The sequence below is a fragment of the Corallincola spongiicola genome (assembly GCF_004284785.1).
GTDB classification, from domain to species: Bacteria; Pseudomonadota; Gammaproteobacteria; order Enterobacterales; family Neiellaceae; genus Corallincola; species Corallincola holothuriorum.
Genome location: NZ_SHLY01000001.1, coordinates 345,948 through 358,016, shown reverse-complemented (window position 1 = coordinate 358,016; position 12,069 = coordinate 345,948). Strand labels below are relative to the sequence as shown.

Sequence of the window (12,069 nt, the reverse complement as noted above, 5' to 3'; positions counted from 1 at the left end):
AGTGGTGACGCGAGTTATCGAAGAGAGCATTTAGCTCTGGGTGAGATCATTAAGCTGACGTTGATAGTATTCAGGCACCGCTTCGGCCTTCTGCAAAAGGTAGATATTATCTACCTTGGTTCTGCAAAAAGCTGCGAACGTCGCGATACTAATACCGTAAAAGCGTAGTAAACGAAAAAATGCACGGCCATTCATAAATCACCTGTTCTAACGAGTGTGGGGCGAACCCACATTGAATGCGCGAAGCATTCAAACAAACGCAGATGACAAAACGATGACCGAATTAATAGTTATCGTTATTTTTGCAAACGTTTTTCCAGCTCGGCAACACCTGCGGGTAGATCGACATTGACCCCTAACTCTTTCACGCTAGAGCCTAGGGCATGTACCGTTCTAAACAGGTGATGAGTACGGCACTGCTCCCCCATCTGGCCAATACGAATAATATTGGGTCCAAACGAGCCCGATATCTCCACCCGATGTTTAGCTGACATTAATGCCAGAATCTCAGGCCCGGTGGTGCCGTTTGGTACGTTGATACCTACCACCGAATTCAGTCGGCTGTCAGGCTCGACATACAGGCTCATACCTAACGCTTCAATCGCCCCCTGCAGTGCCAAAGAACAGCGCTCATGGCGCTCGAAACGCCCCTGCAAAGTTTCGCTGCAGATCAGGCGTAACGCTTCATGCATAGCCAAAATACCCGACACAGGTGCCGTGTAGTGATAGGATTTTTTGTACCAAAACTGATCCGCCAACCGGGCATCTAAACACCAATGCCGTAGCGTATCTTTACGTGATTCGATCAGCGACCAAGCTTGTTCAGAAAACGCCACCAAAGACACACCAGGAATAGAGGACAAACCTTTTTGGCCGCCGGTAATTACTGCATCAACGCCCCACTCATCCATCGCCAGTGGCATGGTGCTCAAGGTACATACTGCATCCGTTATCACCAAACAGTCATGGGCTTTGGCTAACTTACAAATGGCCGGCAAGTGACGGTTGTAGACCGTATTAGAGGTCTCCCCCTGTACTATGGTCAAGACCTTAGGTTTATGTTGTGCGATCAGTTGTGCAACCTGTTCTACATCAGCACAAAAACCATCTTCTACCTCAAAGCGGATCACCTTGGCTTCGGTACGCTCTGCCATTTCAGACAAACGGTGACTAAAAAAGCCGTTGCAAATGCTCAGGACGGTATCGCCAGGAGCAACCAGATTCACCACGGCCATTTCCATCGCTGCAGAGCCTGGGCCTGCCACCCCTAAAATATGCCGGGATTCGGTTTGAAAAACATAACGCGACATCGACTTAACCTGCTCGATGATCTGCGACATGGTGTCACCCAGATGATTGATCACAATGGAATTTGCCGCCGCTACCCGGGCAGGAATAGGCACAGGGCCCGCTCCCATCATCAACAGCGGCTCTTCAGGCAAAATATTATCCAGTGACACAATATCGGTAGGCGCTTTTACAAACACTTGATTTCCTTAATCTGTCCAACCCAAAACTCAGGCCGTATCAGTTTTCTCTGCAGTAAATTTAGCCGCCTATCATATCTGGGTTTTGTAGCAATGAGTAAACAAAAAATTACGTTTTACGCTGAATGAATTTAATCGAAGAAGTTGCGAATGGGATCTTTATTAATGTAGGGCTCTGCGATGGTAAGAGTGGTGAGAGAAACCATCGCTCCCTCACCCTTGGCATGGCTTCATCAGCAATTAGATAGCGCCATGAACCTCTTTCTTAGCTGATGTAGCATTGGCTAGCATCTCATCCAGTGAGAGCTGTGCAAATCTCGGCGCATAATCTTTCAACTCGCCGAACACTTTCAATACTTTGTCGGCCGCTTTAAGCCCTTTGAAATCACTCTTTTCTAACCGCAACTCTTCCGTAAGCTGAGCCCACACCATGGCATCCCACGGTAGTAGATAGCCACTAATACCATTGATCACCGTCTTCGCTTCACAATGGGCATTGGGCGCCAACAAAAAGATAAACGCATCATCAGCAAAATCCTGACCATAGCGCTCAAGCAGCAAGCTGATATCTGCGATATCGTCGAAGCCGCCAACGATCATTTTTAGCTTTTCTCCCTCTGCCAGTAATATTGCATCGCGAAGCAACTTCACTGGTGCTTTGCGACGACCTGAATCATCGGCGATCTCACCATCGATCAGCACCAACTCACCACGATAGGCATGCAGACCAGCCTGACTTGTTTCCGCCTTAAAGTTGGTGGTAAATAACGCCCCTTGCGCTTCATAGCTATCCAACAGCATGATTTAACTCCTAAAATATTAAAGTGATACCACTGCTATATCAGCAAGAAACAAACCATCTACCCGCCGTAGTCAGTTTTAGTAATTAGGCTAAATTTCAACATGTTGCGTGACAACAAGACCTATTACCTATTGTTGGATTTGACACAACACACGCGGAATTTGGCTGATTTACTGCAAATTGTTGGCCGTCCAGCTAAACAACCCAACCCCTAACCCGCTGGCGGGACTATGTAGATTAAAGGTGTGGCTCGACGCCGTAGTGGCATCAATATTGATAGAGGAACTGATAGGAACTGATAGGAACTGATAGGAATTGATAGAAGCTGAGAGTAATTCAAAGAGATTAATAGCAGTTAAGAGGGCTTAACGTGAGTTAGAGATGCAGTTGCCGCTAAACTGAAAGCCGCACGAAGAGAAAGATAGGCACTGCAGTTAAGACTATTAAGGTAACAGTTTGGAACGCTAAACCGCCCTCTCCTGACAGTCGGCATAAGCAGCTAGATAATGACAACAGATAACAACACAGACGCCGCGCAAGCAACAAAAATTGCCGCACAGATAAATAGCATGAGTAACATGGCCGAGTTACTGACTCTTTTTGAGATCGGCTTTAATACGACGTTTATAGAGCGTCACGGCAAAGAGGTTTACAAGCGCTTTAATGGCCACGTATTACAACAGCAACCGGCTGATTGGTTTGATTATCGTCGTTGCCTCAAGCGTGCTTATTGCCATATTCAACGCGACTATATGCGCTTAGAAGGGCGTGCCACCTGCCATGGATGCACCTCGTGCGATCGTCGTTAACAGCCCAGCCACCAGCTAAAAGGTTAGTTAATTCAATTAAGTAACATCACAAAGTAAACAATAAAGTACGATTTGACAGCGCGGCTTTATCCCCCACAAATTGGGCGTTTGGCGTAATCACTCCTAAAGTGATGTCCAAATTATAAGCGTTGGCTGACGCCCTACGTCAGACCGAAGCAATTGAGGGGGACAGCGGTGAAACAGTGTCGCTATGTATCGAAACAGGCAGACTCAGATGGCCTTATCATCTGGAGTGACGAAGAACATCAGGTATGGCATGACCTGATCACTCAGCAGCAAGCGGTGATGCCTGGTAAAGCCTGTGATGAATACCTTAAAGGCATGGAAGCGCTCGCCCTCCCCACAGATCGTATTCCACAACTGGATGAGATTAATCGTGTGCTCATTGCAACCAGCGGCTGGCAGGTTGTGGCGGTCCCCGCACTGATCCCATTTGAGAAGTTCTTCCAGCTGCTGGCAAACAAGCAGTTTCCCGTCGCCACCTTTATCCGCAGCCGAGAAGAGTTCGCCTACTTGCAGGAGCCTGATATCTTTCACGAGATCGTCGGCCACTGTCCGTTACTCACAAATCCCGCCTTCGCCCATTTTACCCATCGCTACGGTCAGATCGGTTTGGCAGCCACCCCACAGCAACGGGTATATCTGGCAAGGCTATATTGGTTTACCGTCGAGTTTGGCTTGGTCAACACCGACGAAGGCTTGCGTATCTATGGCGGCGGCATTCTGTCATCACCAGGGGAAACAGAGCGTGCATTACACTCTCCAGACCCCGAGCGCCTGCCGTTAAAAATCCTCGACGCAATGCGCACCCCTTATCGTATTGATATCATGCAACCGGTCTATTATGTGTTGGATGATATCGACGAACTGGTCGAAATTGCTGAAATGAACTTGATCGCTAAAGTCGACCGAGCGCAGAAACAGGGGCTATTCCCGCCGCGATTTGCCCCCGTAGCGCAGTAAATTAAAGCAACGCGCATTCGGCGCTAATGCTATTTGTTATCACCATTGGACACAGGAACAGCTATGTCAGATCTTGCAAAAACTAACTGCGAAGCATGCCGCGCCGACGCACCGAAAGTCACTGACGCAGAGTTAGCAGCCCTAATCAAAGAGATCCCGGATTGGGCAGCCGTTAGCGAAGACAGCATCTTGATGCTCCGTCGGCAGTACAGCTTCAGTAACTTTAAGAAAGCGATGGCTTTTAGTAATCGCGTCGGCGATCTCGCTGAAGAGTATGGCCACCACCCAGCAATTTTAACCGAATGGGGCAAAGTCACGGTGACATGGTGGACACACAAGATCAGTGGACTACATAAGAATGATTTCGTGATGGCTGCAAAGACCGATTTAATTCCAACCGACTAGTAGGCGTGTCGAGTTAACGATCCTCCGCTTCCCCTCCCAAAAATCAGGACGGTACTATTCGTTAGCACTGTCCTGATCAGGCTGATCCAAAAATGGGTTTAGTTGAGCTATTCGCTAGCCCTGTCCTCGTGAGATTCAGCCCCCCTCACAACGTCACCAAATTATACATAGCTGCGGTACCTTCAAAGTGCTTCGTTTCTAGTTCGTTGAATTAAAACAACTAATATTAATGGTCTTATTATTGCACCGTTGTCGTAATGAAGGCGTTCTGCCTGACTAAGGCTAGAGTGATTAAGTGGGCTACTGGCGCTAAATACTAATAAAGGGATGTTTAACCATGAAAAATTTCGTTTCTGTATTATCAGTATTACTGCTGACAAGCTGGGCGGGCATTGCACACGCTGGTTTGATGGGAGCAACGGTAGGCGCAGATTTTTACTACCCAAACGACACCAGCTTGTATTGTTCCAATGGCACTAAAACGGTAGACGCTACGGTTGAATATCCAACAAGCTGCAGTGGATTTAGTGTCGTAAGCATTGATGTGAGTGATACTCAGGTGATCGTCGGACACTCAGGCAACAGCTTTGCGAGTGGCAGCTTTAACGGCTTTGTACTTTCAGTACTCTCTGATTTATCCATTACATCGTTAATGTATGATGCTGCGGCAAGTACCTTAGGGGTCACCTCTTATGGTTTTGACGCCAGCTCTGCCTATTTCAACTTTGCCGGACAACTTAATGGCACCGCTATTTTCGATATTAATTCTAGTACTAACGCGGCCGTTCCTGCACCTGCAAGTATTGCGCTGATCGCGCTGGTTATTGCTGCAATGGGTTGGCATCGTAAGCAAGCATAGATGTTTTCGCTTCAAGCCATATGGAAGCTCCTGTAAGGGAGCTTTTTTATTGGTATCTTTGTAATTACTTGATGACTAAAGAAGCAACAGGCCGATCACTTACATCAACCATTCCGGCTGTTACAGCACTAAAAAAACCACATAAGTTATGCAGGGTGAAAGACCTACTCTCTAGTCGATAATAGAGGCATGATGTACAGAACCACTTACACAAGGTACGACATTCCAATTGCTGTTTTTGCTTGGCGATAGTGGCCTGTAAATTCCATTAACGGTAACTTGCATCCTCAACAATCAGATGTGGTTATCGGCACGCATCAATTCAGTTAATTAGTAATGAGCATCAGGAATATATAGATGAGAGCTTTCAACCGCATCAGTACACTAGCCATTGCCGCAACCGCTCTCACATTTGGCTCAACATTGTCCGCAGCGCCGACACCTTACCACTCTGCGCCAGCCGCTAAGCAGGCGGTAGAATTTGCGCCGGGAATCATCTCTACCAAAGACAATTTTGAGATCAACACTGTCTTCAACAAAGCGGGTGATCACGTTATCTTTGCTCGCTGCCATGACGACTTCAGTCAGTGCACCATGATGGGATCTCATTATAAGAACGGTCAATGGCAACCGCCCGTAGCACTGCCATTCTCTGGCGGCTATTTAGAAGCCGATGCCTATTACAACGAAGATTACTCAGCGATTTACTTCGTTTCCAAGCGGCCAATAAAGCCAGGCGCAGCAGTTAGCAGTTCAGTGAATCTTTGGCGTGTGGCGCTAGACAACGGTGTCTGGCAAACGCCCGAGTACCTGCCAGATCTCAGTTCTGACTCGGATGACCTGTATCCCTCAATCACCGCCAACGGTGATCTCTACTTTCCCTCTTTTCGCGATAACCAACGTCAAATGTACGTAGCGAAGAAGACGCCTGCTGGATTTGAAGAACCAAAGCCCTTACCTGCACATATCTATGGAAAAGACGCCAAAATCGGTGACTCTGTCGTGCTTCGTGATGGTAACACCATTATTTTTAGCATCTCCGGTCGCAACGACAGCGTCGGCAAAGGCGATCTCTATATCGCCGACAAAGTGGATGGGATCTGGAGCGAAGCGAGAAGCTTAGGCGAAAAAGTTAATACGCCAAACCATGAGTTCACACCGATCGTGTCACCCAATGGCGAATACCTGTTTTTTACCCGTATCGAAAACGGCCGAGGCAATCTCTATCAGATAAAGCTAAGTGCGATTTTGCAGTAAGCATCAAGCTGTCGGTTGCATCGATGCAACCGATACATCACTCAAACAATACACAACTTCATCGCAGTTTAAGTACTGAACCAGCAAGGCATCTGCTTTGATTTCAAGGCGCGAAAGCTATTAGTAATAGTTGCCACCGCACTACTGGCAGTGCTCGTTCAGATACATGGCCTGCCTTCTTGCTCACTTTCCGAAGCTAATACCCTGGCGCAACCAACGGCAACGTGCCGAGCACAGCATAGATATTAATTGCTAAGGCATTAGCACTGCTGACAACCACGGAACTTGCATCCCTCCCCACTTAGGCTCATTTAGACTTGCCACTTTTTCAACGATAATTGACAACGTTGCGCCGCCAAACCGCGATATATAGGGGTTTGAAGCACGGCTCTGATGACGTAACGATTTGTTTACCATTTAACCAAATCGCCTCACTTTGCTCCCTCCGCTATTTTCGCGACAGATTGCAGTAATTAGCCCTAACTTAGGTTCAAACAATTACAACGCCCATTAAAAAGAGGTGACTGTTCCCATGGCTAATCTCAACCCGATGACTGATCCAGTTCTTAACCCACTTGGTACTGACGGCTTCGAATTCGTCGAATATACAGCGGCGGATACCGCCGGTATTGATGCGTTAAAACAGCTATTTTGCTCACTCGGCTTTACCGAAGTGGCAAAGCACCGCTCAAAAGCGGTATGGCTCTATAAGCAGGGTGACCTTAACTTTATCGTTAATGCAGAGCCTGGCTCGCAAGCGGAGCAGTTCTCACGTATTCATGGGCCGAGCGTATGCGGTATGGCATTCCGTGTTGCCGATGCCGGGGCAGCATTAAAGCGCGCTATCGCCCATGGCGCTACTGAGTATGTTGGCAACCTGGGCGCCATGGAGCTTAAGATCCCTGCCGTGTACGGTATTGGCAAAAGTACGCTCTACTTTATTGATCGCTACGGCGACAGCAGTATCTACGAAGTAGACTTCAAGTTTTATCCAGACTGGCAGCACAAGATGGAAAGCCACCAAGTGGGGCTTTACGAGCTGGATCACCTCACTCATAACGTGATGCGTGGCAATATGGATAAATGGTCACACTTCTATGAGCAGTTAGGTAATTTCCGTGAGATCCGGTACTTCGATATCGAAGGTAAACTCACGGGTCTGAAAAGCCGCGCCATGACGGCTCCCTGTGGCAAGATCCGCATACCGATAAATGAATCTTCTGACGACAAATCGCAGATCGAAGAGTTTATCCGTGAATACCACGGCGAAGGGATCCAGCATATCGCCATGACCACAGATGATATCTACACCACAGTACAAACCCTCAAAAATCGTGGCGTGGAGTTTATGTTCACACCGGACACCTACTATGAAAAGGTCGATACCCGAGTTCCCGACCATGGTGAAGATGTCGCTCAGTTGCAAGCCTTGAAGATCCTGATCGATGGCGCACCTGAAAAAGATGGGATCTTACTTCAGATCTTCACCAATACGGTGATCGGGCCGGTGTTCTTCGAGATCATTCAACGCAAGGGAAACCAAGGCTTTGGCGAGGGCAATTTCAAGGCATTGTTTGAATCTATCGAAGAAGATCAGATCCGCCGCGGTACATTGAGCGAGGAGCAGTAATATGGCGAGCCAACCGATCAACTTTCCCCGCACAGAGGGGCAGTGCTCTGCACAAGCCCACGCTGACTTTCCCGAAGAGGGATTATATGAACGTGAGGTGGGGCGCGATGGATTTTTTGGCTCTGCCAGCCATATTCATCACCGCCATCCGCCTACGGGTTGGCTGGCCTGGGAAGGCCCGCTCCGCCCCCGAGCATTCGCTTTTGCAAAGATCACAGGTATTGCCCCCGACAGCCCGTGGCGCACGCCCACTTTGCTACACAACGCTCACTGCCGCTACCGGCTATGGGACTGCAACGAAGCGATGGAAAATCTAGTACGTAATGCCGACGGTGACGACCTGCTATTCGTTCATGAAGGCGACGGCGAGATATTCTGCGATTATGGTCATATGACGTTGACCGAAGGTGATTATGTGGTGATCCCTCGAGGCACCATGTGGCGACTCTGCCCTCAACGGCCTATGCGCCTATTGATGATTGAGGCCACCGAACAAAGCTACCAGTTGCCCGATAAGGGGATGGTGGGTCGACACGCATTATTTGACCCTGCGGTACTGAAAACACCGCAGATCAACCAGACTTTTCTAGATCAACAAAACGAAGAACGTTGGCAAGTGCATGTTAAGCGCCATCAACAGATATCGGTGATCACCTATCCATTTAACCCGCTTGATGCGGTGGGTTGGCACGGCGATCTTTCGGTGGTGAAACTGAATTGGCGCGACATACGCCCGTTAATGAGTCACAGATATCACCTACCGCCGTCGGCGCACACCACCTTTGTTACCAAACACTTTGTTATCTGCACTTTTGTGCCCCGTCCGATTGAGAGTGACCCCGGCGCACTGAAAGTACCGTTCTATCACAGTAACGATGACTACGATGAAGTGTTGTTCTACCACGCGGGCGACTTTTTCAGTCGCGACAATATCACCCAAGGCATGGTCACCCTGCACCCGGCGGGTTTCCCCCATGGCCCCCATCCTAAGGCGTACAAAGCGGGTCAAGAATACAGCCGCAAGTTCACCGACGAAGTGGCAGTGATGCTTGACACCCGTGATGCGTTAGAAGTGTCACCGAAAGCTTCAGAACTGGAGAACCCTGACTATGTTTACAGCTGGCGCAATCACAATGAACTGGGTTGAAGTGAAAGCAGAAAGGAGCGCTAAATGAAGTTAGCCAGTTTGAAAAACGGCACTCGTGATGGACAACTGATCGTTGTGAGTCGCGATCTTAGCCAAGCGGTGACCGTGACAGAGATCGCCAGCACCCTGCAGCAAGCGCTGGATAACTGGCAAATTGTCCGGCCGGCGCTCGACACTGTCTATCAACAACTCAACGACAACGTGCTTGCCGATACCTTTGGCTTTGTTGAAAGTGCTTGTGAATCCCCCCTGCCCCGTGCCTTTCATTGGGCTGATGGCAGCGCCTATGTTAATCATGTCGAGTTGGTACGCAAAGCGCGCGGAGCCGACATGCCAGAGAGCTTCTGGAGCGATCCACTGATCTATCAAGGTGGCTCTGATTGTTTTCTGCCTCCCCATGATCCTATTCCGATGGCATCCACCGATTGGGGCATCGATTTTGAAGCGGAGATCGCGGTGGTGACCGACGATGTGCCGATGGGCGTTGCGACCAAAGATGCGGATAACCACATTCAACTACTGATGCTGGTTAATGATGTATCACTGCGTAATTTAATCCCCGGCGAGTTAGCCAAAGGGTTTGGCTTTTACCAAAGCAAACCATCCAGCAGTTTTTCTCCTGTGGCGATAACCCCTGATGAACTAGGTGATCATTGGCAAAAAAGTAAAGTGCTGCGGCCTCTGACCAGTCACCTCAATAATGCGCTATTTGGCGAGCCGGACGCAGGCACAGATATGACCTTTAACTTTGCCGAATTAGTTGCTCATGCCGCGAAAACACGGCCACTGTGCGCAGGCACCATTATAGGCTCAGGCACAGTAAGCAATTATGACCGTAGCGCAGGCTCAAGCTGTATAGCTGAAAAACGGATGTTGGAAACCGTTGCAGAAGGTAAACCCACAACGCCGTTTATGAACTTTGGTGACACCATTCGCATCGAGATGTTTGATACCGCCGGCCGCTCAATTTTTGGCGCGATCGAACAAACCGTGATCCCGTTTCCACAGGAAGAATAGAGGTAGCCATGGAATATACACTGTACTCATATTGGCGATCATCAGCAGCGTATCGCGTGCGCATCGCCTTAGCATTAAAGGGGCTGCGCTATCGTACCGAGCCGGTTCACTTAGTTAAGCATGGTGGCGAACAACATAGTCAGCAATATACGGCGCTCAACGCCAGTGGTCTGGTTCCTACGCTGGGCACTCCCGACGGTGTACTACGACAATCATTGGCGATCCTGGAATATCTTGAGGAGCGTCACCCAGCCCCCGCCTTGTTACCCTGCCAGCCGCTCAAGCGTGCACAAAGCCGCGCATTGGCCTTAGATATCTGTTGTGAGACCCACCCGCTGAACAACCTGCGGGTGCAGCAATACCTAACAAAAAACCTAGGGATAAATGACACAGAAAAACACAGATGGATGACCCACTGGATGCACAAGGGTTTTGTGCCTACCGAACAGCAGCTCGCAGAAACTGGCGGCGTGTTTGCAGTGGGAGACACGCCCACGTTTGCCGATATTTGCCTGATCCCGCAAGTCTATAACGCCAAGCGATTTAACATCAGTATGGAACGCTTCCCTCGCATCACCGAGATCTGGTCACGGTGCAACGAACTGGAGGCATTTAAACAAGCCGCACCCGAGGCGCAAAACGATGCCGAGCCGTTACTGCTGAAAGCGCAGTGACATTGATTCAATAGATAACTTAACGTAGGCTTTCTGCCGTCAAAGGAGTTGACCGCAGAAAACAGCGTGTTCATGGAGTGATAGCAGCCCCGATAGTAGGGTGAAGCTGTTCCCCACTTTTAAAGCACCATCCCACACGCTTAACGTCATCTTCCTGCTGTTTTTGTTCATCACAGGTAACATCGGTATGTTCGGATTATTCAAGAAGTTTGATGTCAATCTTTGTCCTGAAGTCAAAGGACAGATACTGCTTGAGGGCAAGCCAGTGTCAGGCGTAAAAATCACGCGTAGCCTAACGTATTACTACGAGAACGAACGCCTTGATTACACCACGACTGACGATAACGGGCAATTTTCATTTCCAGAGGTAAACATCCGTTCCCGTAAGCCTGGCAGCATGTTTGATGTCAGCCGCACCTACCAAGAGATCTTTGCCGAGAGGTGTGGCCAGAAATATAAACTTTGGCGCTCAACATTCCATGGCATAGAAAAGCGTCCAGAGTATGAAAAGAAGCTGGGTTCTCTTAACTGCGACTTGACATCCAAACTAGTCAAATTTGAATTCAAAAATAATAAAAATTCTAACATTGATTTTTTCGCAACTAGCTTGGCTCGTTGGTCTGATGACTACAAGCTCTTTGAAGAGTTCGACAGGGTAAGTTAGTCAAACGACGCTATAGGACAGCATCGCGACAACCTAATAAAAAGCTAATATTTGGTTTATAAATCAGTGACGTTGATTCGATAAATATCTTCGCGTAGACTTCCTGCAGTCAAAGGAGTTGACCGCAGAAAACGGCGTGTTCATGGAGTGAAAGCAGCCCCGATAGTAGGGTGAAGCTGTTCCCCACTTTTAAAGCACCATCCCACACGCTTAACGTCATCTTCCTGCTGTTTTTGTTCATCACAGGTAACATCGGTATGTTCGGATTATTCAAGAAGTTTGATGTCAATCTTTGTCCTGAAGTCAAAGGACAGATACTGCTTGAGGGCAAGCC

Annotated in this window: 13 protein-coding genes; 10 read left to right on the top strand and 3 right to left on the bottom strand. The window is 48.6% G+C overall.

Annotated elements, in window-relative coordinates; genetic code table 11:
• Nucleotides 1-30 precede the first annotated feature (30 nt).
• The 3 genes from EXY25_RS18700 to EXY25_RS01515 all read right to left on the bottom strand — a co-directional run bounded on the left by EXY25_RS18700 (nucleotide 31) and on the right by EXY25_RS01515 (nucleotide 2,288).
• Complete coding sequence (locus EXY25_RS18700; protein ID WP_158537944.1) at nucleotides 31-195, bottom strand: hypothetical protein; 165 nt, start codon at nucleotides 193-195, stop codon at nucleotides 31-33.
• Nucleotides 196-296: 101 nt separating this feature from the next.
• A complete protein-coding gene (locus EXY25_RS01520) occupies nucleotides 297-1,487 on the bottom strand; it encodes a pyridoxal-phosphate-dependent aminotransferase family protein (RefSeq protein WP_114336803.1) in 1,191 nt (396 codons plus the stop codon).
• A 240-nt stretch (nucleotides 1,488-1,727) separates the two neighbouring features.
• Entirely contained in the window at nucleotides 1,728-2,288 is a 561-nt protein-coding gene (locus EXY25_RS01515) for a hypothetical protein (protein ID WP_114336804.1), read from the bottom strand.
• A gap of 507 nt (nucleotides 2,289-2,795) precedes the next feature.
• Between EXY25_RS01515 and EXY25_RS01510 the strand changes: the two genes are divergently transcribed.
• From EXY25_RS01510 to EXY25_RS01465, 10 genes are all read left to right on the top strand, one after another.
• Nucleotides 2,796-3,098 carry a nitrogen fixation protein NifW gene (locus EXY25_RS01510; protein ID WP_130565478.1) on the top strand — a complete coding sequence of 101 codons (303 nt, stop codon included), beginning with the start codon at nucleotides 2,796-2,798 and terminating at the stop codon, nucleotides 3,096-3,098.
• A gap of 195 nt (nucleotides 3,099-3,293) precedes the next feature.
• Nucleotides 3,294-4,082, top strand: a complete 789-nt coding sequence (gene phhA / locus EXY25_RS01505) for a phenylalanine 4-monooxygenase (RefSeq protein ID WP_130565477.1) — start codon at nucleotides 3,294-3,296, stop codon at nucleotides 4,080-4,082.
• A gap of 63 nt (nucleotides 4,083-4,145) precedes the next feature.
• Nucleotides 4,146-4,487, top strand: coding sequence for a 4a-hydroxytetrahydrobiopterin dehydratase (locus tag EXY25_RS01500; RefSeq protein WP_114336807.1), 342 nt, complete (start codon nucleotides 4,146-4,148; stop codon nucleotides 4,485-4,487).
• A gap of 337 nt (nucleotides 4,488-4,824) precedes the next feature.
• On the top strand, nucleotides 4,825-5,346 hold the full coding sequence (locus EXY25_RS01495) for a PEP-CTERM sorting domain-containing protein (RefSeq protein WP_114336808.1): 522 nt from the start codon (nucleotides 4,825-4,827) through the stop codon (nucleotides 5,344-5,346).
• Nucleotides 5,347-5,703: 357 nt separating this feature from the next.
• A complete protein-coding gene (locus EXY25_RS01490) occupies nucleotides 5,704-6,603 on the top strand; it encodes a TolB family protein (RefSeq protein ID WP_130565476.1) in 900 nt (299 codons plus the stop codon).
• Between the two features lie 550 nt (nucleotides 6,604-7,153).
• Nucleotides 7,154-8,233 (top strand): 4-hydroxyphenylpyruvate dioxygenase, encoded by a 1,080-nt coding sequence (hppD, locus tag EXY25_RS01485; RefSeq protein WP_130566018.1) that lies wholly within the window; start codon nucleotides 7,154-7,156, stop codon nucleotides 8,231-8,233.
• Between the two features lies 1 nt (nucleotide 8,234).
• Nucleotides 8,235-9,380 carry a homogentisate 1,2-dioxygenase gene (locus EXY25_RS01480; protein WP_130565475.1) on the top strand — a complete coding sequence of 382 codons (1,146 nt, stop codon included), beginning with the start codon at nucleotides 8,235-8,237 and terminating at the stop codon, nucleotides 9,378-9,380.
• Nucleotides 9,381-9,404: 24 nt separating this feature from the next.
• Complete coding sequence (locus EXY25_RS01475; protein WP_130565474.1) at nucleotides 9,405-10,397, top strand: fumarylacetoacetate hydrolase family protein; 993 nt, start codon at nucleotides 9,405-9,407, stop codon at nucleotides 10,395-10,397.
• 8 nt (nucleotides 10,398-10,405) lie between these two features.
• Nucleotides 10,406-11,071 (top strand): maleylacetoacetate isomerase, encoded by a 666-nt coding sequence (maiA, locus tag EXY25_RS01470; RefSeq protein ID WP_130565473.1) that lies wholly within the window; start codon nucleotides 10,406-10,408, stop codon nucleotides 11,069-11,071.
• 100 nt (nucleotides 11,072-11,171) lie between these two features.
• Nucleotides 11,172-11,735 (top strand): DUF6795 domain-containing protein, encoded by a 564-nt coding sequence (locus EXY25_RS01465; protein WP_130565472.1) that lies wholly within the window; start codon nucleotides 11,172-11,174, stop codon nucleotides 11,733-11,735.
• The last annotated feature ends 334 nt before the right edge of the window (nucleotides 11,736-12,069 follow it).